Annotated in this window: 23 protein-coding genes; 11 read left to right on the top strand and 12 right to left on the bottom strand. The window is 73.5% G+C overall.

Annotated elements, in window-relative coordinates; all coding sequences use genetic code 11:
* Positions 1–13 precede the first annotated feature (13 nt).
* From FHS29_RS00210 to FHS29_RS00220, 3 genes are read right to left on the bottom strand one after another with little or no spacing between them, the layout of a single operon-like run.
* Entirely contained in the window at positions 14–490 is a 477-nt protein-coding gene (locus tag FHS29_RS00210) for a GNAT family N-acetyltransferase (RefSeq protein ID WP_184687074.1), read from the bottom strand.
* A 19-nt stretch (positions 491–509) separates the two neighbouring features.
* Positions 510–1,304: an Rv2133c family protein gene (locus FHS29_RS00215; protein WP_184687075.1), complete on the bottom strand. Its 795-nt coding sequence runs from the start codon at positions 1,302–1,304 to the stop codon at positions 510–512.
* A gap of 7 nt (positions 1,305–1,311) precedes the next feature.
* A complete protein-coding gene (locus FHS29_RS00220) occupies positions 1,312–1,878 on the bottom strand; it encodes an Rv2134c family protein (protein ID WP_184687076.1) in 567 nt (188 codons plus the stop codon).
* 118 nt (positions 1,879–1,996) lie between these two features.
* On the opposite strand from FHS29_RS00220, the gene FHS29_RS00225 reads away from it, so the two are divergent.
* Together FHS29_RS00225 and FHS29_RS00230 are read left to right on the top strand one after the other, a co-directional pair.
* Positions 1,997–3,943 carry a dipeptidyl-peptidase 5 gene (locus tag FHS29_RS00225; RefSeq protein ID WP_184687078.1) on the top strand — a complete coding sequence of 649 codons (1,947 nt, stop codon included), beginning with the start codon at positions 1,997–1,999 and terminating at the stop codon, positions 3,941–3,943.
* Positions 3,940–4,791: a S66 peptidase family protein gene (locus FHS29_RS00230; protein WP_184687080.1), complete on the top strand. Its 852-nt coding sequence runs from the start codon at positions 3,940–3,942 to the stop codon at positions 4,789–4,791. The genes FHS29_RS00225 and FHS29_RS00230 overlap by 4 nt, the downstream gene beginning before the upstream one ends.
* A gap of 106 nt (positions 4,792–4,897) precedes the next feature.
* Here FHS29_RS00230 and FHS29_RS00235 read toward each other — a convergent pair whose 3' ends face one another.
* From FHS29_RS00235 to FHS29_RS00255, 5 genes are all read right to left on the bottom strand, one after another.
* Entirely contained in the window at positions 4,898–6,496 is a 1,599-nt protein-coding gene (locus FHS29_RS00235; RefSeq protein WP_184687082.1) for an outer membrane protein assembly factor BamB family protein, read from the bottom strand.
* Positions 6,497–6,786: 290 nt separating this feature from the next.
* Positions 6,787–7,881: a CU044_5270 family protein gene (locus tag FHS29_RS00240; protein WP_184687084.1), complete on the bottom strand. Its 1,095-nt coding sequence runs from the start codon at positions 7,879–7,881 to the stop codon at positions 6,787–6,789.
* Positions 7,874–8,479, bottom strand: coding sequence for an RNA polymerase sigma factor (locus FHS29_RS00245; RefSeq protein WP_184687086.1), 606 nt, complete (start codon positions 8,477–8,479; stop codon positions 7,874–7,876). Before FHS29_RS00245 ends, FHS29_RS00240 begins: the two co-directional genes overlap by 8 nt.
* A 223-nt stretch (positions 8,480–8,702) precedes the next feature.
* Positions 8,703–9,212, bottom strand: coding sequence for a hypothetical protein (locus tag FHS29_RS36190; protein WP_221455245.1), 510 nt, complete (start codon positions 9,210–9,212; stop codon positions 8,703–8,705).
* Positions 9,213–9,216: 4 nt separating this feature from the next.
* Positions 9,217–10,296 carry a glycosyltransferase family 9 protein gene (locus FHS29_RS00255; RefSeq protein WP_184687088.1) on the bottom strand — a complete coding sequence of 360 codons (1,080 nt, stop codon included), beginning with the start codon at positions 10,294–10,296 and terminating at the stop codon, positions 9,217–9,219.
* Between the two features lie 113 nt (positions 10,297–10,409).
* On the opposite strand from FHS29_RS00255, the gene FHS29_RS00260 reads away from it, so the two are divergent.
* The 6 genes from FHS29_RS00260 (at position 10,410) to FHS29_RS00285 (ending at position 16,255) form a co-directional block, all read left to right on the top strand.
* Positions 10,410–10,925 (top strand): DUF6886 family protein, encoded by a 516-nt coding sequence (locus tag FHS29_RS00260; RefSeq protein WP_184687090.1) that lies wholly within the window; start codon positions 10,410–10,412, stop codon positions 10,923–10,925.
* 153 nt (positions 10,926–11,078) lie between these two features.
* Positions 11,079–11,726, top strand: coding sequence for an HAD family hydrolase (locus FHS29_RS00265; RefSeq protein WP_312864670.1), 648 nt, complete (start codon positions 11,079–11,081; stop codon positions 11,724–11,726).
* Positions 11,723–12,727 carry a phosphotransferase family protein gene (locus FHS29_RS00270; protein ID WP_184687094.1) on the top strand — a complete coding sequence of 335 codons (1,005 nt, stop codon included), beginning with the start codon at positions 11,723–11,725 and terminating at the stop codon, positions 12,725–12,727. The genes FHS29_RS00265 and FHS29_RS00270 overlap by 4 nt, the downstream gene beginning before the upstream one ends.
* Positions 12,727–13,938 (top strand): acyl-CoA dehydrogenase family protein, encoded by a 1,212-nt coding sequence (locus FHS29_RS00275; RefSeq protein WP_184687095.1) that lies wholly within the window; start codon positions 12,727–12,729, stop codon positions 13,936–13,938. Before FHS29_RS00270 ends, FHS29_RS00275 begins: the two co-directional genes overlap by 1 nt.
* Positions 13,939–14,148: 210 nt before the next feature.
* Positions 14,149–14,976 (top strand): M55 family metallopeptidase, encoded by an 828-nt coding sequence (locus tag FHS29_RS00280; protein WP_184687097.1) that lies wholly within the window; start codon positions 14,149–14,151, stop codon positions 14,974–14,976.
* Positions 14,969–16,255, top strand: a complete 1,287-nt coding sequence (locus tag FHS29_RS00285; protein WP_184687098.1) for a M20/M25/M40 family metallo-hydrolase — start codon at positions 14,969–14,971, stop codon at positions 16,253–16,255. Before FHS29_RS00280 ends, FHS29_RS00285 begins: the two co-directional genes overlap by 8 nt.
* A gap of 24 nt (positions 16,256–16,279) precedes the next feature.
* On the opposite strand, the gene FHS29_RS00290 is transcribed toward FHS29_RS00285, so the two are convergent.
* The 3 genes from FHS29_RS00290 to FHS29_RS00300 all read right to left on the bottom strand — a co-directional run bounded on the left by FHS29_RS00290 (position 16,280) and on the right by FHS29_RS00300 (position 18,388).
* Entirely contained in the window at positions 16,280–16,711 is a 432-nt protein-coding gene (locus FHS29_RS00290; protein ID WP_184687100.1) for a MarR family winged helix-turn-helix transcriptional regulator, read from the bottom strand.
* A gap of 115 nt (positions 16,712–16,826) precedes the next feature.
* Positions 16,827–17,459, bottom strand: a complete 633-nt coding sequence (locus FHS29_RS00295) for an AAA family ATPase (RefSeq protein ID WP_184687102.1) — start codon at positions 17,457–17,459, stop codon at positions 16,827–16,829.
* A gap of 86 nt (positions 17,460–17,545) precedes the next feature.
* Complete coding sequence (locus FHS29_RS00300) at positions 17,546–18,388, bottom strand: PucR family transcriptional regulator (RefSeq protein ID WP_184687104.1); 843 nt, start codon at positions 18,386–18,388, stop codon at positions 17,546–17,548.
* Between the two features lie 74 nt (positions 18,389–18,462).
* Between FHS29_RS00300 and glyA the strand changes: the two genes are divergently transcribed.
* Positions 18,463–19,782 carry a serine hydroxymethyltransferase gene (glyA, locus tag FHS29_RS00305; protein WP_184687106.1) on the top strand — a complete coding sequence of 440 codons (1,320 nt, stop codon included), beginning with the start codon at positions 18,463–18,465 and terminating at the stop codon, positions 19,780–19,782.
* A 47-nt stretch (positions 19,783–19,829) separates the two neighbouring features.
* On the opposite strand, the gene FHS29_RS00310 is transcribed toward glyA, so the two are convergent.
* Positions 19,830–20,783 carry a helix-turn-helix transcriptional regulator gene (locus FHS29_RS00310; protein WP_184687108.1) on the bottom strand — a complete coding sequence of 318 codons (954 nt, stop codon included), beginning with the start codon at positions 20,781–20,783 and terminating at the stop codon, positions 19,830–19,832.
* A 63-nt stretch (positions 20,784–20,846) separates the two neighbouring features.
* Between FHS29_RS00310 and FHS29_RS00315 the strand changes: the two genes are divergently transcribed.
* Both FHS29_RS00315 and FHS29_RS00320 read left to right on the top strand, forming a co-directional pair.
* Positions 20,847–21,938, top strand: a complete 1,092-nt coding sequence (locus tag FHS29_RS00315; protein ID WP_184687111.1) for an epoxide hydrolase family protein — start codon at positions 20,847–20,849, stop codon at positions 21,936–21,938.
* Positions 21,917–22,987, top strand: a complete 1,071-nt coding sequence (locus FHS29_RS00320) for a winged helix DNA-binding domain-containing protein (RefSeq protein WP_184687113.1) — start codon at positions 21,917–21,919, stop codon at positions 22,985–22,987. The genes FHS29_RS00315 and FHS29_RS00320 overlap by 22 nt, the downstream gene beginning before the upstream one ends.
* Positions 22,988–22,999 lie beyond the last annotated feature (12 nt).

Raw genomic sequence — 22,999 nt, forward strand, 5'->3', positions numbered from 1 at the left:
CCCGGGACATGTCTCAGGCGTCCAGGCGCAGGATGAACTCCTCGACCTCCTCGCCGCGGCCCTCGGCGAAACCCACGTCCTCGCCCACCGCGACGAACCCGCACTTGTCCAACACCCGCAGCGAACCCACGTTGTCCACGGCCGCCCGCGCGTACAGCGGCCGCACCGGGTCCGACGCCAGGTACGCCTGCAACGCCGCGGTGGCCAGCCCCAGCCCCCAGAACGCCCGGTCGATCCAGTACGTCACCTCCGGCTCGCCGAACTGGGTGAACCGCGCCACGTGCCCCACGACCCGCCCGTCGAACTCGATCGTCCGGGCCACCACCGCGTCGTCGGCCAGGATCCGCGCCCACCGCACCAGGAACGCCGCCCGGTCGGTCGGATCGGCCGCGCCGAAGGCGGCCATGCGGTTGGCCTCCGGGTCGAGCTGGTGCTCGAAGAACACCGGCACGTCGGCCTCGGTCACCTCGCGGAGTCGGACGATGCTCACGCGACCGATTAGACCACTGTCAGAACGCCGGCCACGGTATTGCCGGCCAGTCGTCGGACGGTCGGGGGAACACCCCGGCCGCCAGCAGCTTGTCCACCCGCTCCGCCAGCGTGCGCACCTCCGCGCGCGTCAGGTGCTCGTGCAGCGACTCGCCCAACGCGCCCTCCAGCCCCGAGCGCAGCCGCCGCAGCGACTCCACCGCCTCGCCCGGCAGCCGCTCGCCCAGCCAACCCCACAGCACGGTGCGCAGCTTGTCCTCGGAGTGCAGGCAGATCCCGTGGTCCACCCCGTACACCGCGCCGTCCGCGGCGTGCAGCACGTGCCCGCCCTTGCGGTCGGCGTTGTTGACCACCGCGTCGAACGCCGCCATCAACCGCACCCTGGGGTGGTCGGCGTGCACCAGCACCGCCGGTTCGCCGAACCGGTCGTGCGCGCGCAGCACCGGACGCCACCCCGGCCGCACCCGGTCCACCGGCACGATGTCCACCAGGTCGTCGTCCTCCCGGGTGTCCACCCACAGCTGCACCATGCCCGACCCGAACGGGCCCGCGCGCAGCACCGTCGGCGGCACCAGGTCGAACCCGGCCGCCTCCGACACCAGGTAGGCGGCCACCTCGCGGCCGGCCAGCGTGCCGTCGGGGAAGTCCCACAGCGGGCGCTCGCCGCGCACCGGCTTGTACACGCACTGCGCGGCCACCCCGTCCAGGGTGATCCCGCAGAACAGCGTCGCGTTGGACGCGTCGACCAGCCTGCCCTCGACCTCTATCCGGCCGCGCCGGAGCAGGTCCAGCACACCCTCGTCCGCGGGCCCCACCCTCGGGTCAGCCTTCGTCCGAACGCCGGTAGCCGTTCTGCCGCGGGCACACGTGCCCCGCCGGGTCCAGCGGCTCCGCGCACAGCGGGCACGGCTTGCGGCCCGCCCGCACCACCCGGTCGGCGCGCTCGGCGAACGCCCGCGCCTCCACCGGGCTCAGGAACACCCGGACCGCGTCGGGCCCCTCCTCGGTGTCGTCGAGGACCACCGCCTCGTCGACCTCCTCCTCGGTGATCGCGAGCAGTTCGATGACCACCGCCCGGGACTCGGCGTCCCAGCCCAGCCCCATCGTGCCGACCTTGAACTCCTCCTCGACCGGCACCGTCAGGGGTTCGGTGTCCCGGAGGTCGTCGGGTACCGCCTCGGGGACGTCCGCGCCGAACCGCCGGTGCACCTCCTCCAGCAGCGAGCCGATGCGTTCGGCGAGTACGGCGACCTGTTGCTTCTCCAGCGCCACGCTGACCAGCCGGGCCTCCTCGGAGGCCTGGAGGTAGAACGTGCGCTCGCCAGGCTCCCCGACTGTCCCGGCGACGAACCGGTCGGGCTGGCGGAATACGTGGATGACGCGTGCCATGACACCTGCGACCCTAGGCCACGCGGACAAGATCGGCAGCCCTCCCCCTGCTTTTCCGTCATCTGTGGAGGCGTGCGGCGCGGGCCCGCGCGGCGGGCCTGCCGCTAGGGTCGCGTGCGTGGTGAAGATCGCACCGTACGGAACGTGGACATCGCCCATCGGCGCGGCCGACGCGGCCGCCGCCGGCGGCGGCCTGCACTGGGTCGACCTGCACCGGGGTCGGGTCTGGTGGGCCGAGGGACGCCCCGCCGAGGGCGGCCGGGTCGCGCTGGTGCGCGACGGACGGGACCTGTTGCCGCCGCCGTGGAACGTGCGCAACCGCGTGCACGAGTACGGCGGGCGGCCGTGGGTGGTGCTGGACACCCCCGACGGGGAACGCGTCGCGTTCACCGACTGGGACGACCAGCGCATCTACCTGTTCGACCCGGACGACCCCCACCCGGTGCCCATCAGTCCCGAACCGGAGCGCCACCACGGCCTGCGCTACGCCGACCTCACCGCCGGACCCGGCGGCACCGAGGTGTGGTGCGTGCGGGAGACCGTCACCGGCGACGCGCGCACCGACGTGCGCCGCGAACTGGTGGCCGTGCCGCTGGACGGCTCCGCGCCGCGCGTGCTGGCCGCCAGCCACCACTTCATGACCGGCCCCCGGCTGTCCCCCGACGGCGCGCACTTCGCGTGGATCGGCTGGGACCACCCCGACATGCCGTGGGACGGCTCCGAGCTGTGCGTGGCCGCGGTCGGCTCCGCCGACCACCGCGTCCTGGCCGGCGGACCCCGCGAAGCGGTCTGCCAGGTCGAGTGGGAGACCCCCGACGCCGACGCGGACGACCCGGCGCCGGCGCTGCTGGCGCTGACCGACCCCGACGGCTGGTGGAACCTCTACCGGATCGGCCTGGACGGCACGAGCAGGAACCTCGCCCCGTGCCGGGAGGAGCTGGGCGGGCCGATGTGGCGGCTGGGCAACCGCTGGTTCGCCGCCATCCGCCCCGGCCGCTACCTGGTGCTGCGCTCCGGCGCGCTGGCCGTGCTCGACGAGCGCAGCGGCACCGTCACCGACGTGGACAACGACCTGCCGGTGTGGCTGTCGCAGCTGGCCGTGCACGACGGCGTGGTGGTCGGCGGTGCGGCCGGACCTCGCGACGAGGCGGCCGTGGTGACCCTGGACCTGTCCACCGGCGAGCTGACCCGGCTCACCGACCACCCGGCGTCCCTGCCGCCCGCCGACTACCTGCCGGTGCCCGAGGAACGCGTGTTCACCGGCCCCGACGGGCAGGACGTCCCGGCCTACGTCTACCCGCCGACCAACCCCGACTTCACCGGCCCCGACGACGAACTGCCGCCGTACGTGGTGCACGTCCACGGCGGGCCCACCGGCCGGTCCGTGCCGGTGCTCGACGTCGACATCGCCTACTTCACCAGCCGCGGCATCGGCGTGGTGTCGGTCAACTACGGCGGCTCCACCGGCTACGGCCGGGCGTTCCGGGAACGGCTGCGCGAGCAGTGGGGCGTGGTCGACGTCAACGACTGCGCCGCGGTCGCCCAGGCGCTGGCCGACGAGGGCACCGCCGACGGGGCCCGGCTGGGCATCCGGGGCGGCAGCGCGGGCGGCTGGACCTCCGCGGCGTCGATGACCTCGGTCAAGACCTACCGGTGCGGCATGGTGGCGTTCCCCATCCTGGACCTGCGCGGCTGGACCGGGGAGGGCGGCGAGACCCACGACTTCGAGTCCCGCTACGTCGAAGGCCTGGTCGGGCCGTGGCCGCAGACCGCCGACCGGTACGCCGAACGCTCCCCGTCCGGGCGGGTGGAGCGGCTGGCCGGACCGGTGCTGCTGCTGCAGGGCCTGGAGGACGAGATCTGCCCGCCCGAGCAGGCCGACCGGTTCGTCGCCGCCCTGGACGGCACCGGCATCCCGCACGCCTACCTGACCTTCGAGGGCGAGCAGCACGGGTTCCGCAAGGCCGGGACGATCATCGCCGCGCTGGAGGCCGAGCTGTCCTTCTACGGGCAGGTCTTCGGGTTCGTCCCCGACGGTGTGCCGGTGCTGGAGCTGCGTCGGTGACACCGCGTCCGCTGCGGGCCGGGGACCGCGTCACCGTGGTCAGCCCGGCCGGTCCCGTGCCGGCCGGGCTGCTGCAGGCCGGGGTGTCGTGGCTGACCACGTGGGGTCTGGACGTGCGGGTCGCGCCGCACGCCCTGGACATGCACCCCACCCTGCCCTACCTCGCCGGGTCCGACGCCGACCGGGCCCGCGACTTCGAGGACGCCTGGTGCGCCCCGGACACCGCGGCCGTGCTGTGCGCGCGCGGCGGCTACGGCAGCCAGCGCATCGTCGACCTGGTCGACTGGGACCTGGTGCTCAGCAGCCGCCCGAAGGCGTTCGTCGGGTCCAGCGACATCACCGCCCTGCACGAACCGCTGTGGCACGCCGGCGTGCCGACCTGGTTCGGGCCGATGATCGGCACCGGGGCGTTCGTGTACGACCCCGCCGCGCGCGACCGGTTGCGCCGCGCCCTGTTCGAGGGCGTCACCACGTTCCACGGCGTCACCGTCGCCCCGGGCACGGCGCGGGGCGTCGCGGTCGGCGGCAACGTCAGCCTGCTCGGCGCGCCACCACCGGACGGCGCGATCGCGTGGCTGGAGGACGTCGGCGAGGAGCCCTACCGGCTGGACCGGATGCTCACCTCGCTGCTGCGCGGCGACTGGTTCGCCGACGTCGCCGGAATCGTGCTGGGCTCCTGGACCGACTGCGGCGACGTCGCCGACGTGCTCCACGACCGGCTCGGCGGCCTCGGCGTGCCCATCATCGGCTCGGTCCCCTTCGGGCACTGCGCCGGACAGCACACCGTGCCCTTCGGGGTGACCGTGGAACTCGACGCCGACGCCGGCGTGGTGAAGGTGCTGGAGTGAGCCGCCCGGCCCGCCGTGCGGCGGGCCGGGCGAGGTCGCCCGGCGGGCGACCTCGCCGCGCGGGTTCCGCCGTCCCCGTCCCGACGGGGACCGGAGCGGCCCGGGGCTACCGGCCGAAGGCCAGCAGGACGCTGCCGCCGTCGGGGTTGGGGTAGCTGGGCCAGTAGCCGGCCTGGACGTAGACCATGCCGTTGGACACCACCGCGCCACCGCCGCCGCCGGAGATCGCGCCGCCGCGACCGGGCAGCCCGTTGACCGTCGTGAAGTCCCGCACCGTGTCGAACGTCCACAGCACCCGGCCGGTGCGGGCGGAGTAGGCGCGCAGCTTGCCGTCGTTGCTGCCCTCGTAGACCACGCCGGGACTCGACGACACCGCCGGGCCGTGCGCCAGGGTGCAGACCTCCGGGTGCTGCGCGGCGCCTCCCGTGGTGCAGCCGTCCGCCGGGTGCGGCGTCTCCCACAGCACCGCGCCGGTCGCCGGGTCCACCGCGAACAGCTTGCCCGGGTTGGCGAAGTAGGTCGCGATGTAGAGCCGCTGCCCGTCGAAGCTGGAACCCCACTGGATGCCCGAGACACCGCCGCTGGGCAGCGGCACACCCAGCTGGCGCCGCCACACGACCTCACCGGTCGTCGCGTCGAACACGTGGTAGACACCCAGCTTCTGGCCCACGCCGACCAGCTTGCGGCCGCCGACGGTGAACAGGTTCGGCGTCGCGCCAATGTCGTAGTCCAGCGCCGAACCGTCCTTCAGGCCGGGGCAGTAGCCCTCCGAGTCCGGGTCGTTGCACAGGCCCCGCCAGGTGTCGGACTCGGTCACCTGGTTGCGCCACTTCACCGCGCCCGACCGGGTGTCCAACGCCAGCAGCGTGTCGAAGTCACCCGCGCTGCCCGTGTAGTTCTGGCCGGTGCCCACGTAGACGGTGCCGGTGCGCGGGTCGATCGTCGGCGAACTCCACACCCCCGCGCCCGACGGCTCGTAGCGGGTCGCGCCGCTGGGCCACGTGCCCACGGCCCGCGGCTCGGGCACCGTGTAGTGCCGCCACACCAGGTCGCCGGTGCGGGCGTCCAATGCGTCGACGTGGCCGCGGAACGTGCAGCACGGGTAGGCCCGGCCGGTGCCCGGGTCGATGTCGGCGTTCTCGCTGCTGGACGTGCCGACGTAGACCTTGCCGTCGTGCACCAGCGGGGAACTGGTCACCGTCGCCGCCGGGTGCGCGTCGACCTGCTTGGCCCACACCACCCGCCCGGTGCGCTGGTCCAGCGAGTACACGTAACCCCGCAGGTCGCCGAAGTACACCCGGCCGTCCACCACCGCCGGGCCGTCCCACGGGACCGCCGGCCGCGGACCCGGCGCGATACCGGCGAGGTCGGTGGTCCACCGCTCCGCGCCGGTGCGGGCGTCCCGCGCGTAGAACTTGCCGTCCGGCCCGCCGAAGTACGCCGGGCCGTCCACGATCGCCGGCTGGCTGCGCACCGGCGCCGCCGACTTCCGGTAGGCGAACGCCCACTTGAGCTTGAGGTTGTGCACGTTGTGCGGCGTGATCCGCCACTCCGCGGCGTTGTGCCGCGACCCGGCCGGATCCTTCTGCCAGGTGGCCCAGTCCCCGTCCCGCCGGGGAGGCGAGGCACCGGTCGACCCGGCCCCCACCAGCACGACCGACGACGCCACCGCGAGCAAAGCCAGGACACGCTTGGGAAAACCCATCTTCTCCCCCTGTCATGGGTGCGACACACCCACCCTGACAGCACGCGGACGACAGGACGACAGGCGAAAGGAGCGGATCGGATCGGGAGAAGGTTGACCGTCGACCCACCGATCGGTTGATCCGCCCCGTCGCCGATCCCACTACGGCAACCGCCGGGCTGCCGGGGAACCGGCCACGACCTGTCTCACCGCCGAGCCCGATGCGGGGTGGTGGCGTGCGTCGAGCCGTGGACGACCGGCAACGATCCGGTGGTGGGCTTTTCCCCGCCCACCACCGGAATGCCGGCGGATCAGCGGGTGGGCGGGGCGCCGATGCGGTCGACCACCGCCGTGGTGACGGAGGAGTAGCCGGTGACGGTGCCCTTCGGGACGCCGGCGAACATCGAGTCGGACACCTTGCGCTCCCCGATCACCTCGCCGGTGCCGGGGTCGAGGATGATCTCCTGACGCTCTTCGCCCTCGGAGATGCCCAGCGCCACGCCCTTGTTGCCGTCCAGATCGACGGCGCCGTCGGTGACGTCCAGTCCGGGCAGGTGGGCCAAGGCCCGCAGCAGGTTCGCCCGTGCCGCGGCGGGCATCAGCCCGGTGCGCAACGCGTCCGCGGCGTAGACCAGGACCTGCTTGCCGCCGCCGCTGTCGGTGCGCAGCCGCTCGTACAACCGCGCCGGGTCGGTGGGCAGGCCGGCGACGAACTCCGGTCCGGGGAACTGCCAGTTCCCGTGCTCGGGAGCGCCCTGGACGAACTCGCCGCCCTCGGCGCGCCGCTCCGGCCACGGCAACTCCTCGATCACGACCCCGGCCGCGCGGGCTTCGGCCTCGGTGCCCTCGACCCACTTGCGGTTGCCGGTCTCCCGGCGCCGCTGCAACCACTCCCCGCCCGGATCGGCCGGAATCCACGTCTCGACGAGGTTCTCGTTGAGGAAGGAGAAACTCCTGCTCTCCGCGCCCGTCGTCTTCATCCACCAGGCATGGGTGGCCAGATAGCGGTACTGGCCGGCCGCCAACACCGGATCCGCGGCCCGCGCGGCGACGTCGGCGGCGCTGGTCAACGCCTCCTGTGCCTGCGCGGTGGCGGTGTCGGCGGAGAACAACACCGTCTGCGCCACCACACCCCCGGCCGCGAGCACCGCGACCGCGGCCGCCGCGGCCAGCCAACGGCGCACCGGACTGCGCCGACGCGCACCCTCCCCGGTCCCGACTGCGCCGGTCCCGAGCGTGCCCGGCCGCGGCCCGGTCCGGCCTTCCGCAGCCGCCACCAGGTTCTCCCGCACCCCCGCCAAACCGCGTTGATCAGTCTCGATGTCCATGTACAGCCCGGCCAGCGCGCGGTCGAGCTCGTCCTCGGTCCACACCTGCCGCATCCCGGCACGATCCCCCTCACGCATCGCCGTCCTCCATTCCACTGGTCGCAACAGGACTGTGTGAGCGCAACCACCGACGCACCCTGTGCAGGCGCGAGTGGACCGTGCCCACCGGGATGCCCAGGGCCTGGGCCACCTCCGTCGAGCTCAGCCGACCCCACGACGTCAGCAGCAGCACGTCCCGGTCCCCGGGCTCCAGCGCGGCCAGCGCACCGGCCAACTGCCGGACCTGCTGCTGCGCGGTGACCCGCTCGGACGTGCGGACCTCGGGCGACTCCGCCTGCACCCGGTCCGCCCCCACCATCCGGGCCCTGGCCTGCCAGCCCCGGACCTCCTGCCGCACGTGCCGCCGCAGCAGGTTGCCGGCGATCCCGTACAGCCACGGCCGCACCCCGGCCCGCGTCGGGTCATAGGTGTGCCGTCGCTGCAACGCCACCAGGAACGTCTCCGACACCAGGTCGTCGGCGGTCTGGTCCCCGACCCGACGGGCCAGGTAGGCGTGCAGCGACCCGGCGTGGTCGTCGAAGAGCCGCCCGAACACCACCCCCGGATCCGGCCCCGACAGATCCGGGTCGTCCCCGAGCGGCGGCCCCTGGCCGGGCTCCGCTGAATTCGCGGTCATCCTCGTCACGCCTCTACTTGCCCGCAGCCCACCGAGTCCTTCACGAGACCACCGGGCCCTGCCGGTCGTCAGACCCCGCCGGCAGAAGTGGCAGGCGCCGTCGCCCGGTCGCACACCGGGCCGGATCGTGCGCAGACACCGCAGTCCACCCGCCGCCCCGCGTGCACCCGTGGCCCGGCCGGGACACCCACGTCCCGGCGGCCGGCCCTCCGTCCCCGGCGCGTCAGCCCCGTGCCCGCCGAACCGCGTCCGCCGTGTCCGCCACCACCCGGATCTCCGCGGCCAACCCCGGATCGGCCACCCGGTCCGCCGCCTCCGCCAACGGCCCGACCAGCGCCGCCGAGTCGTCCTGCGCCAACGCCCGCCGCACCACCACGTCCACCGCCGCCACCCGGCCACCCAGGTCCCGCAACGACTCCGCGTTCTCCCGGGCCCACTCCCGCACCGCGCGCTCACCCGCGCGCCGGTCCCGCTCCGCGCGCACCCGGCCCTCGGCCGTGTCACCCAGGTCCGACCGCAACCGCAGGTACCGCCGCTCGGCCGCCTGCCTGCTCGACACCCCCAGCGCCGGGGCCAGCCGCGCCCAACTCGTGCCCTGCTCCCGCGCGGCGGCGATCAACCGGGGCTCCCACTCCGCCAACTCCGCCCGCAACCGCCGCAGCAGCACCAACGCCGCCAGCACGTCGCCCTCGCCGTCGACCGCCTCGCGCACGGTCTCGTAGTCGCCGCTCACGGCCCTACTGTGGCAGGTACGCGGCGTGCACGTCGTCCACAGACCACATCCGGTGCCGCATCCCCAACGCCACCATCCGCCGCACGTAGTCGGCGAGCGCCGTGTCGAAGTCCCAGCGCCGTTCCACCAGCCGCGCCGCCCCGTCCACGATCTCCGCCAGGTCCGCGCTGATCCGGTCGAACGACATGCTCGGCGAACGCGGACCGTCGTCGGACACCGGCTGCGGGTCGTCGGCGAACAGGTTGAACGCCGGGAACCGCGCCACCTCCGGCAGCACGCTGTAGAACGGGGTGCCGGGGAAGTAGTACTCCGGCCACCGGTTGCCCGAGATCGACAGCCACGGCGTGCCCACTGCCAGGGCCGCCATCGAGAACCCCGAGTGCGGCGAGACCAGCACGTCCGACGACGCCACCTCGGCCAGCTGCGCCACCAGCGGCCGGTCCACCGCGTCCACCGAGCGCACCGACCCGATCAGCTCGTCGAACTCCCCGCGCCCGAACGAGGTGCTGGTCCGCGCGTCGTCCCGCAGCTTGCCCACGAACACGAACTCCGCACCGGGGAACCGCACCGCCAACGCGTCGAGCACCAGCCGCCACGACCGCACCGACGGGTAGTTCGACCGCGGCCCGCTGCCGCCCGGCAGCACCGCGATCCGCACCCCCTCGTGCGGCTCGGCCTGGATCGGCAACCGGAACGCCTCGCCCGCCGCGTAGGGGAACCGCACCCCGCCCGGACGGAAGTGCTCCCGCGCCTGGTCGAAGTACCGCGCCAGACCGGGGAACAGGGTGCGCTGCCACGACTGCGACGCACGCTCGTCTTCCACCACCTGGTCCCAGTCGCGGCCGATGCGCGCCAACCGCGGTGCGAAGTCCGCCGACCCGTCGAACACGTCGACGTCGACCGCGTGCACCTCGTCGATGAAGGGGCACAGCCGCGCCGGTTCGACCGGGGTGGCCGAGTTCAGCACCACCCCGATCCGCAGGTCCGGATCCGCCCGGTGGTAGCCGTGGCAGCGGTGCAGCGCCTCGATCGCGTGACCGACCGGGTGGCAGTACACGAAGTTCACCAACAGGGATCCGGGCACGCCTCATCACACCGGTCCACCGGCCCGCACCGCCACCGGATTCCCGCCGACCCGGCCGGAACTGCCGGAATCCGGTCGCACCAGGCGACCGGATTCCGCGACACTGCCCGACCATGCGCCCCGCACCCGGCGAAGTGCTGCACTTCTCCGAAGACCCCACCATCACCCGGTTCGTCCCGCACGTGGCGGCCACCGCCCGACAACCCGACGCCTACGTGTGGGCCGTCGACCACGACCAGGCGCCCTCCTACTGGTTCCCCCGCGACTGCCCGCGCGCCATGGCCTGGGCCGGCCCCGACACCACCGCCGAGGACCGGGCCTGGCTGGGCCCCCGCCGCGTGCACGCCGTGGAATACCGCTGGCTGCGCCGCATGCAGACCGTGGCGCTCTACGCCTACCGGTTCGACGCCACCGCGTTCCGGCCCTTCGGCGACGCCGCCCACGTGGCCACCGGACCCGTCGAACCCCTCGGCCCGCCCGAACGCGTCGACGACCTGCTCGGCCTGCACGAACAGGCCGGCCTCGAACTGCGGCTGCTGCCCGACCTGCGGCCGTTCTGGGACGAGGTCACCACCCGCACGCTGGACTTCAGCGGCATCCGCCTGCGCAACGCGCAACCCGCGCCATGACCGGCCCAGCAACCGGCCCAGCGGCGGGCACAGCAACGGGCACCTTCGGTCGCACGCCGTTCACATTTCGATGGCGAAGGACGTGTTCAGGTCTGCGCCGGAATGACGAAACACCGGGTTGCCCACATACCGACCGGTCGGTACCCTCGTCGGGTGGGTGGAACCGAGCGACGGATCGACGCGGTGGTGCTGGACTGGGGCGGCGTGCTCACCGTCTCCGTGCCCGCGTTCATCGAGGACTGGCTGCGCCGGGAGGACGTCGACCGCGAGCGCTACGGCGTGACCATGCGCGACTGGATGGGCCGCGACGCGCTCCCGGACAACCCCGTGTCCCGACTGGAGACCGGCGAGCTGGCGGTGGAGGCGTTCGAACGACTGCTGGCCGCCGAGCTGGTCACCCTCGACGGCCGGGAGATCGCCGCGAAAGGCCTGCTGCGCCGCATGTTCGGCAGCGCGCACCCCGACCCCGCGATGGTCGGGCTGGTCCGCGACCTGCGCGCCCGGGGCGTGCGGACGGTCCTGCTGTCCAACAGCTGGGGCGAGGGCTACCCCGAGGACCTGCTGCTGGAGCTGTTCGACACGGTCGTGATCAGCGGCCGGGTCGGACTGCGCAAACCCGACCCGCGCATCTTCGAGCACACCCTGGAGGTCGTCGGCCTGCCCGCGCACCGCTGCGCGTTCGTCGACGACGCCCCGGTCAACGTCGCCGGCGCGCGGGCGGTGGGCCTGCACGCCCACCGGCACACCGACGCCGAGTCCACCCGTGCCGTGCTCACCGAGCTGCTGGGAGCCACCGCATGACCGAACCGCCCGGCCTGGACCTGGCCGCGCTCGCCGCCCACCTCGGCACACCGCCGCTGACCGCCGAGCTCATCCCCGGCGGCCGCTCCAACCTGACCTACCGGCTCACCGACGGCACCAACCGCTGGGTGCTGCGCCGCCCGCCGCTGGGCCACGTGCTGGCCACCGCCCACGACATGGCCCGCGAGCACCGCGTCATCTCCGCCCTGGCCGGCACCGCCGTGCCGGTACCGGAGGCCGGACCGCTGTGCGAGGACCCCGAGGTCGTCGGCGCGCCGTTCTACCTGATGCAGGAGGTGCCCGGGGTCGCGCTGCGGCACCGCGACCAGTGCCCGTGGCTCACCCCGGACAAGGCGGCCATCCTGTCCGAGCGGCTGGTCGACGTGCTCGCCGACCTGCACTCCGTCGACCCGGACGCGGTCGGGCTGGGCGACTTCGGCCGCCCCGACGGGTTCCTCCGGCGCCAGGTCGCGCGCTGGGGCCGGCAGCTGGAGTCCTCCCGCAGCCGCGAGCTGCCCGGCATCGACGAACTGCGCGACACGCTCGCCGCCACCGTGCCGCGGTCCCGCCGGGCGACCGTCGTGCACGGCGACTACCGGCTGGACAACGTGCTGGTCACCGCGGAGCCGACGGCGATCAGCGCGGTCCTGGACTGGGAGATGGCCACCCTCGGCGACCCGCTGACCGACCTCGGCCTGCTGTGCGTGTACTGGAACGGCCTCGGCATCGAGGACGACCCGATCACCGGCACGGTGTCCGCGCTGCCCGGCTTCGCCACCGCCGACGACCTCGTCCAGCGCTACGCCACCCGCAGCGGCGCGGACGTCACCGGCCTCGGCTGGTACACCGCGTTCGCCTACTTCAAGCTCGCCGTCATCCTCGAAGGCATCCACTTCCGCTTCACCACCGGCAAGACGGTCGGGGCGGGATTCGACCGGATCGGCCGACTCACCCTGCCGCTGGTCCGACGGGGACTCGCCGCGACCGCACGGGAGCACTGATGGACTTCGCCTACGACACCACCACCGGACAGCTGCGCGAGAAGCTGCTGCGGTTCATGGACGAGTTCGTCTTCCCGGCCGAACCCGTGGCCGAACGGCAACTCGCCGAGGCGGCCGACCCGTGGGCCCGGCCCGCCGTCATCGCCGAGCTCAAGGCCGAGGCCCGCCGGCAGGGCCTGTGGAACCTGTTCCTGCCCGACGCCGAACACGGCGCCGGCCTGACCAACCTCCAGTACGCGCCGCTGGCCGAGATCACCGGCCGCAGCCCGCACCTCGCGCCCGAGGCGCTCAACTGCGCCGCGCCGGACACCGGCAACATGGAGGTGCTGGCCATGTTCGGCACCGAGGCGCAGCAGCAACGGTGGCTCCGGCCGCTGCTCGACGGCGAGATCCGCTCCGCGTTCTGCATGACCGAACCCGACGTGGCCTCCTCCGACGCCACCAACATCGCCACCCGCATCGAACGCGACGGCGACGAGTACGTCGTCAACGGCCGCAAGTGGTGGTCCTCGGGCGCGATGAACCCCGACTGCGCCGTCTTCGTCGTGATGGGCAAGACCGACCCCGACGCCGAACGGCACCGCCAACAGAGCATGGTCCTGGTGCCCCGCGACACGCCCGGCGTGCACGTCGAGCGCGGTATGCACGTGTTCGGCTACACCGACGCCGCCCACGGCGGCCACGCCGAGATCCTGTTCGACGACGTCCGCGTGCCCGCCGACCACCTCATCGCCGGCGAGGGCGAGGGCTTCTCGATCGCCCAGGCCCGCCTCGGCCCCGGCCGCATCCACCACTGCATGCGGCTGGTCGGCATCGCCGAACGCGCCCTGGAGCTGATGTGCCGGCGCGCCGTGCAGCGGGTCGCGTTCGGCAAGCCCCTGGCCAACCAGGGCGTGGTGCAGGAGTGGATCGCCGAGTCCCGCGTGCGCATCGAACAGGCCCGGCTGCTGGTGCTCAAGACCGCGTGGCTGATGGACACCGTCGGCAACAAGGGCGCGCACACCGAGATCCAGGCCATCAAGATCGGCACCCCGCTGATGGCGGAGTGGGTGCTGGACAAGGCGATCCAGGCGCACGGCGCGGGCGGGGTCGGCCAGGACCTCCCGCTGGCGAGCCTGTGGGCGCAGGCGCGGACGCTGAGGCTGGCCGACGGCCCCGACGAGGTCCACCGCATGTCGCTGGCCAAGCGCGAACTGCGCCGCTACCGCTAGTCGCCGTGGCCGACACCGGGCCGGGCGGCGAATACCGACACCGTGATGCAGCGCCTCATGGGCGGGCTGCCAACCCGCCCGACCCGCCGCCGGTGCACCGAACCCACCAGTACACACCGTGACCGCCATCCTCCGAAGAGGGGAAGTCAAGAAGTAACCACTGTGGTGACAGGCGGGTCAACGACCGACACCCGTCGGTACGGTGTCGCCATGAGGCTCTTGATCTCCGCGGACATGGAGGGCGCGACGGGGGTCACCTGCACCGCCGACGTCGTGCCCGGGACCGAGCAGTGGCAGCGCTTCCGGCGGCTGTTCACCGGCGACGTCAACGCCTGCGCGGCCGGGGCCTTCGCCGGCGGCGCGACCGACGTGCTGGTCAACGAGGCGCACTCCAGCCAGCGCAACCTGCTGCTGGAAGACCTCGACAGCCGCGCCCGGATGCTCACCGGACGGCACAAGCCGCTGTCGATGATGCAGGGCGTCGACTCCGGTGTGGACGGTGTGGTGTTCCTCGGCTACCACGCCGGCGCGGGGGAAGAAGGCGTGCTCGCCCACACCTACCTGGAGAACTCGATCACCGGCGTGTGGCTCGACGGCGTGCCCGCGAGCGAGGGCAGGCTCAACGCGGCACTGGCCCGCGAGTACGGCGTGCCGGTGCTGCTGGTCACCGGCGACGACCGGACCTGCGAGGACGCCCGCGACTACGCGCCCGACGCCGAACTGGTCACCGTGAAGGAGTGCGTGAGCCGCTACGCCGCGATCTGCGCGCCACCCCGGGTCACCTCCGACCTCATCACCTCGGCCGCCCGGGTCGCGATTGGACGCGCCGGACCGGGGAACCCTGCCTTCGGCGCACACCGCATCGAGGTCGAGTTCGACGCGACACACCTCGCCGCGGCCGCCGCCGTGGTACCTACCGTGGAACAGGTCGGTCCGCGCCGGGTCGGCTTCGACGCCGCGTCGATGACGTCGGCGATGCAGGCGTTCAAGATCGTCACCGCCATCGCGGCGGGAGCGGTGGAGGGGATCTATGGCTGAGGACGTCGTCGACCTGTGCGCCGCGCTGCTGCGCTTCGACACCACCAACCACGGCGGGGGCACGTCGGCCGGCGAACGCGAGGCCGCCGAGTTCGTCGCCGGGCACCTGGACACGGTCGGCGTGTCCGCGTCCATCCTGGAACCCGCCCCGCGCCGGTCCAACGTGCTCGCCCGCGTGCCCGGCACCGATCCGACGCTGCCCGCGCTGCTCGTCCAGGCCCACCTGGACGTGGTGCCCGCCGACCCCGCCGAGTGGAGCGTGCCGCCCTTCTCCGGCGTCGAGCGCGACGGGTTCCTGTGGGGACGCGGCGCGGTCGACATGAAGGACATGGTCTCCATGGTGCTGTCGGTCCTCGGCACCTGGTCGCGGGAGGGCCGGCAGCCCCGCCGGGACATCGTGCTGGCCTTCGTCGCCGACGAGGAGGACCAGGGCTACTACGGCGCCCGCTGGCTGGTCGAGCACCAGCGGGACTTCTTCGACGGCGTCGCGGCCGCGATCAGCGAGTCCGGCGGCTACTCCTACCGGGCCGGTCCCCGCCGGCTGTACCCGATCGGCACGGCCGAGCGCGGGACGTCCCACCTGAGGCTGACCGCCCGCGGGCGCGCCGGGCACGGGTCGCGGCGCAACCCCGACAACGCCGTCGTGCACCTGCTCGGCGCGTTGGGCCGGATCGCCGCCCTGGAGCACCCGGTGCGGCTCACCCCCACCGTGCGGGCGTTCCTGGAACGCACCGGCGAGGCGCTGGGCGTCGCGGTCGACCTGACCGACGTGGACGGCACGCTGGCACGCCTGGGCCCGGCCGCGGCGCTGGCCGAGTCGACCGTGCGCAACAGCACCACGCCCACCGTGCTGCGCGCCGGGTACAAGGTGAACGTCATCCCCGGCACGGCGTCGGCCGACGTCGACGTGCGCACCCTGCCCGGCACCGTGGACGAGCTGATGGCGTCGATCGACGCCGTCCTCGGACCGCACGTGACGCGCGAGTTCCTCGACGAACAGCCACCGGTGCAGGCCCCGATCGACTCGCCGTGGTTCGACGCGATGGCCGACGCGCTGCGCGCCGAGGACCCCGAGGCGGCGGTCGTGCCGTACTGCATGGGCGGCGGCACGGACGCCAAGGCGTTCACCCGACTGGGCATCGACTGCTACGGCTTCGCGCCGCTCCACCTGCCCGAGGGGTACGACTACCGGGCCATGGCACACGGGGTGGACGAACGCGTGCCGGTCGAAGGCCTGCGCTTCGGCGCCCGCGTCCTGGACCGGTTCCTGTCGTCGTGACCCGCGGCCGGCCGCCGCATCGGCCTACGGGTACGGGTCGGTGACCTCGCGCAGCCGGGTCAGCGCGTCGCACAGCGCCGCCATCCGGCGTCGGCCCAGGTGGGCGGTCCACTCGGCTTCGACCTCGGCGATGACGGCCTCGGCGACCGGGATGGCCTGCCCGCCGCGTCCGGCGACCCGGACCAGGCGGGCGCGGGCGTCGGTCGGGTCCGGGGTGCGTTCCACGTAGCCGGCGCGTTCGAGCTGGTCGACCAGGAAGCCCGCGGTCTGCTTGGTGACCCGGGCGGCCTCGGCCAGTTCGGTCAGCCGGGAGCCGCTGGGGCCGATGCGCTGGAAGATGCGCGCCTGGGCCGGCGTCACGTCGTCGAACCCGGCCTCCGCCAAGGCCGCGAACACGCGGTTCTCCAGTTCCCGGTACGGGACGTAGAGCAGCAGGCCGATGTTGGGGTCCGCCAACGCCACTCCTCCTCGACGGAAGACAGGGAGACTGGTCGAAGTAGTCAGCCTATCGTTCCAAGTCGGGCGGTGGGCCGGCCGCACGGCGACTCCGGTGTGGACCGGTCCACCGAGGTCAGTCGAAGCGGATGTGCCTCACCCCGGTCCACGCCCTGCGCAGCCGGCCGCGCAGCGGGCTGTCGGTGTTCGGCGCGAGCGTCAGCCCGGCGGAGGCCGCGATGCGGTCGGCCGCCTGGGCGACGGTGATGTGATCGGTCCACAGGTGTTCGGCGAACTGCGGCTCGCGCAGTCGTTCCAGGCACCGGTCGAGCACCTTGACCGCCCAGCTCTCCCGGCGCAGCGGCGTGCCCTTGCCCACCAAGGCCTGTGCCACGTGCCCGAACGCCCGCTCCCGCAGCCGGTCCAGCACCACCTCGCGCGACGCCAGCAGCGCGAAGTGCCGCACGTCGTGACCGCGGTCGCGCAGACGCCCCACGATCTCCTCGAAATAGGCGGGCTCGATCACCGTCATGGGTGCGATCAGCACACCGTCCTGCTTGGACAGCGCCAGGTCCAGCACCTCGAACACGCCCTGCCGCCACGCCGGGAAGTCCTGGAAGTTGCCGCGCAGCGCGGGCGGCGTCATGCGGCGCAGGGCGAAGCCGACGGTCTCCGGGTCGCAGATGTGGCTGCCGGGCAGTCGTCGGGCCAACTCGTGCGCGGTCTGGGTCTTGCCGCCGCCGAACGGGCCGTTGATCCACAGGAGCATGGCTCCTGACTATCACGGATGGCGCAAACGCGGACGGTGCTCACGCGGGCAGGCTGTCACGGCCGGTGTCGACGCGCGCGGCACTGTCACGGGCGGCGGGCCAGGCGGGCGAGTTTGAGCGCGAGGTGCAGCTCCAGCCGGACCTGCCCGTCGGCCAGGTCGCGCCCGGTGACCGCGGCGATACGGCCCAGCCGGTAGTACAGGCTGGTGCGGTGCAGGTGCAGGGCCTCGGCGGTGGCGCGCGCGTCGCAACCGGCGTCCAAATAGGCCTCTAAGGTGGCGAGCAGCACGTCGGACAACCCCGCCAGCACACCGTCCGGCGCGGCACCGAGCAGCAGCCGGTACGCGCCCAGCTCCGACCAGCGGGCGACCCGGGGCAGCGCCGGATCCAGCGACGACAGCTCGGCCGCCGCCAGCGCCTGCCGGTAGGCCGACCCGGCGCGGTCCGGCGGGTGCGGGTCGCTCACGCCGACGTGCCCGGCCAGCTCCGGCAACGGGTCGGCGGCCGGCACGGTGCGCACCACGCGCGGCCGGAGCGCCACCACGACCCGGATCGGCGCGCGCTCGCCCACCTGCACCCCGGCGGCCAGCGCCGGCAGGTGGCCGACGACCGCCGCCGGGTCGACGTCGCCCAGCACCCACAGGTAGCCGACCAGCACGCCGTTGTGCCGCAACGGGAAGCCGACGCGTGCCTGGAACCCCAGCTCCTCGTTCGCGGGCACCCGCACCGGGCCGGTCGCGGTCGCGACACCGTGCCGGTCCTGCCACGCCGCGACCTCCGGCGGCACCCGCCGGGTGAGGATGGCGCGCACCCGTGCCGCGTCCACCTCGTCGGTCTGCGCGCTGTGCGCCACCACCCGGCCGGACACGTCGTCCACGGACACCCCGCGCCCCAGCACCCGCGACAGCTCGTCGAGCAGCTCCTGCATTCCTACAACTGTAGGAACAACTCGCGACCCCGCGCGGTCGCGGGCCGTCGGACGCCGGTCCTAGCGTCGGCGGCGTGACGAACAGCAGGATCGCCCCGTGGGCCTCGCCGCGCGCCCAGCGCCGGCTGGCCGAGGTGGAAGCCGCCGTGTCGGCCGACCTGAGCGCGGCCGGCGTCGCGGACACCGTCGGCAAAGCCCTGGCGGCGCACGCCGCACAGGTGGACGACGACGGCATCGTGCTCTACGCGGGCACCAACGTGCTCAGCCCGGCCGCCGCCGCGGCGAACCTGTCGTCGGTGTCCAGCCGGCCCAGCATGGGCTGGCCGGGCGAGAAGTACCAGGTGGGCCTGGAACACCTGGACACCCTGGAGGTGCTCGCGCCGCTGCTGGTCGCCGAGCTGATGGAGGGCTCCCACGCCGAGGTGCGGCTGCAGAGCGCCACCCTGGCCAACCTCGCGGTCTACACGGCGTTCGCCCGGCCCGGCGACAAGATCGCGGTGCTGCCCGAGGCCGCCGGCGGGCACGCCAGCCACCACCCGCAGGGCGTGCCGGCGGTGCGCGGCCTGACCGTCGTGGACCTGCCCTACGACCCGCGGCGGCTGGACCTCGACTACCCCGGACTGCCCGGTTTCCTGCGCGTGCACCGGCCCCGGATCGTGGTGATCGGGGCGAGCATGATGCTGTTCCCGCACGACGTGGCGACGGTGCGCGCGGCCTGCGACGAGGTGGGCGCGATCCTGCTCTACGACGCCTCCCACATGGCCGGGCTGGTGGCGGGCAGGGTGTTCCAGCGCCCGCTGCACGAGGGCGCGCACGTGCTCACGTTCTCCACCTACAAGTCCTTCGGCGGCCCGTCCGGCGGCTGCGTCGTCACCCGTGACCCGGAGCTGGCCGAACGCGTCTCGACCGTCGCCTATCCGGGGATGCTGGCCAACTACGACGCGGGCCGCCTCGGCGCGCTCGCGGTCACCGCCGCCGAACTGGCCGAACGGGGCCCGTCCTACGCGGCGGCGTGCCTGGCCAACGCGCGGGCGCTGGCGGCTTCCCTGCACGACGAGGGCTTCCGGGTCGCCGGGCGCGACGGCGAGTTCACCCGCTCCCACCACATCGCGGTCGACGCGCTGGCCCTGGGTGGCGGCGACGCGGCCGGCCTGCGCCTCGGCGAGGCGGGCGTCTACCTCAGCGGGATCGGCCTGCCGTGGCAGCGCGCCGACGAAGGCCTGCGCGGACTGCGCATCGGCACCCAGGAGATCACCCGCCGGGGCTTCACCCCGCAGGACCAGCCCGCCATCGCGTCCCTGATGCGCCGCGCCCTGCTCGACGGCGAGCCGCCGCACCGCGTCCGCGCCGACGCCGTCGCCCTGCGCCGCGAAGTCAACCGGCGCACCCTGTGACTCCCGCAGGGGTTCCCCGCCGCGCTGGGGAGCCCCTGCGGGCCCGATCACCGCTGCCCGTCGGCACCGACCGCCCGGGTGAACCGGTCCGCCAACGCCCGGAGCCGCGCCACCAGCTCCGGCGGGCCGGTCACCGTGAAGTCCGCATCCAGCATGCCCAGATACAGCGCCAGCAACCCCGGCGTGTCGGAACCGACGCTGAGCACGCAACTGGTCTCGTCCACCGCCTGCACGGCACCCTGGGGGACCGCGGCGGCGACCTCGGCGGCCGGGGCGTGCACCAGCACGTCGGCGCGGAACCGCCACGTCGCGGCCACCAGGCCTTCCGACACGTAGGCCGCGAGGTCCGGCGAGGGCAGCTCCCGAGGGCTGAACCGGGGCCCGGTAGGCACCCGCGGCGTGATCCGGTCGGCCCGGAACGTGCGCCAGTCCCCGCGGTCGACGTCCCATGCGACCAGGTACCAGCGGCCACGCGCGTGGACGAGCCGGTAGGGCTCGACCCTGCGCAGCGTCGCCGCGCCCCCGTGGTCGCGGTAGTCGAACCGGAGCTGCTCCCGCGCACGGCACGCGGCCACGATCGCCGTCAGCACCGACGCGTCGACGGTCGGCGCACCGGTGACCGGCACGGTGACGCTCTGCATCGCGCTCACCCGGTGCCGCAGCCGGGACGGCAACACCTGCTCCAGCTTCGCCAACGCCCGCGCCGAGGTCTCCGCTATCCCGGACACGCCCCGTGCGGTGCGCAGCCCGATCGCCACCGCGACGGCCTCCTCGTCGTCGAGCAGCAGCGGCGGCAGCGCCGCGCCCGCACCCAACCGGTAACCACCCGCCCTACCGGGTGTGGCGTGCACCGGATAACCCAGCTCGCGCAGCCGTTCCACGTCGTTACGCACGGTCCGGGTGGTCACGTTCAACCGGTCGGCCAGGTCCGGACCGGTCCAGTCACGCTGCGTCTGGAGGAGCGACAGCAGCCGCAGCAGTCGCGCCGAGGTTTCCAACATGGACCTCATCCTGCCCGACAATGCGGAACGAACCTTTCCGCAATGGCTCCTACCGTGCGTGGCATGACCGAGATCCGAGAGTTCCGCATCGACATCCCGCAGGTCGACCTGGACGACCTCAAGCACCGCCTGGTCAACACCCGGTGGCCGGTGCAGTCGGCCGGCGGATGGGAGCGCGGCGTGCCCGTGGCCTACCTGCGCACGCTCGTCGCGTACTGGGCCGACGGCTACGACTGGCGTGCCGAAGAGACGAAGCTCAACGCGTTCCCGCAGTTCACCACCGACGTGGACGGCAAGCGGATCCACTTCCTGCACGTCCGGTCGCAGCACCCCGACGCGCTGCCGCTGCTGCTGGTGCACGGCTGGCCGGGCTCGCCGGTCGACTTCACCCGGCTGATCCCGCTGCTCGACGACTTCCACCTGGTCATCCCGTCCCTGCCCGGCTTCGGGTTCTCCGACCCCGGCGGCGGCATCCCCGAGGCAGCGGCGGCGTTCGGCGTGGTGATGGAACGGCTCGGCTACCACAGGTACTTCGCGCAGGGCGGCGACGCGGGCGCGGGGGTGATCGGCGCGCTGAGCAGGCTGCACCCCGAACGGGTGCTCGCCCTGCACGTCAACGGCCCCGGCCCGACACCGTTCGGCCCACCCCTGGAACTCGACGGGCTCACCGGCCGGGACCTGGAGCGCGCGCGGCGGTTCAACGACCTGCGCGTCACCGGGCTGGGCTACCTCCAGATCCAGACCACCCGCCCGCACACCATCGGCTACGCCCTCACCGACTCGCCCGTGGCGCAACTGGCGTGGATCGCGGAGAAGTACCGTGAGTGGACCGATCCGGGCCGTGAGCTGCCCGAGGACGCCGTCGACCTGGACCAGATGCTGACCAACGTCACGGTGCACTGGTTCACCGGCACCGGCGCGACATCCGCCGAATTCCTGTATGAAGGCATGAACTCGGGCGGTGCCTGGGACGCCCCGGCCGCGCCGGTAGGACTCACCGTGTTCGCCGGCGACCTGGGCATCCGCAGCCTGTACGACCCCGAAGGCGTGCTGCCGCACTGGACCGAGTACGACCGCGGCGGCCATTTCCCCGCGATGGAGGCACCGGACTTGCTGGCCCAGGACGTGCGCACGTGGTTCGGGAACTTCCGGTGATCACGCTGCGCGGCCTCAACCGCGCCCTGCTGCACCGCCAGCTGCTGCTGGAACGGTCCGAGCGGTCCGTGACCGACGCCGTGGAACACCTGGTCGGCATGCAGGCCCAGGAACCGCAGGCGCCCTACTACGGGCTGTGGTCCCGGCTGCAGGACTTCGCCCCCGCCGACCTCGGCGACCTGCTCACCGACGCGAAGGTGGTGCGCGCCCCGCTGCACCGCGCCACCATCCACCTCGTCACCGCCGCCGACCACGCCCGCGTCGAACCGGTGCTGCGCGACCTGCTGCACCGCCGGTTCGGGTCGTCCCAGTTCCGCGGCGTGCTCACCGGACTGGACCTGGACAAGTTCGACGCGGTGGCCCGCGAACTGCTCGCCGAACGGCCCCGCACCCGCTCCGAGCTGGGCCGTTGCCTCGCCGAGCACTGGAGCGGCCGCAACGCCGAGTCGCTCGGCTACGCCGTGACCTACCTGCTGCCGGTGGTGCAGCTGCCACCGCGCGGCGTGTGGGGGCGGTCCGGGCAGGCGGTGTGGGCGACCGCCGAGCAGTGGCTGGGCCGGGTCGGCGACGACGCCGACCTGACCGGGTTCGTGCGCCGCTACCTGGCCGCGTTCGGCCCGGCGACGGTGAAGGACATCCAGCTCTGGTCGGGTCTGACCCGGCTGCGGGACGTGGTGCGCGGCATGGACCTGCGCGTGCTGCGCGACGAACAGGGCCGGGAGCTGTTCGACGTGCCCGACGGTCCGCTGCCCGACCCGGACACCCCGGCCCCCGTGCGGTTCCTGCCCGAGTTCGACAACCTGCTGCTCGGACACGACGACCGGACACGCGTGATCTCCGACGAGGACTACCGGCGCGGCATCGTGATCGGCGGCAAGCCGACCCTGCTGGTCGACGGGTTCGTGCACGGCACCTGGCGGTTCTCCGAAGGGCTCGACGTGCAGGTATTCCGTCCGCTGACCGCCGCCCAACGCGAGGAGGTGCTCGCCGAGGGCGCGCGCCTGCTGGCGTTCGCGTCGGTGCGGGGAGAGGTCCGCATCACCACCTGACTCGCGTTTGGA

The sequence above is a fragment of the Saccharothrix tamanrassetensis genome (assembly GCF_014203665.1).
In the GTDB taxonomy this organism is placed as follows: domain Bacteria; phylum Actinomycetota; class Actinomycetes; order Mycobacteriales; family Pseudonocardiaceae; genus Actinosynnema; species Actinosynnema tamanrassetense.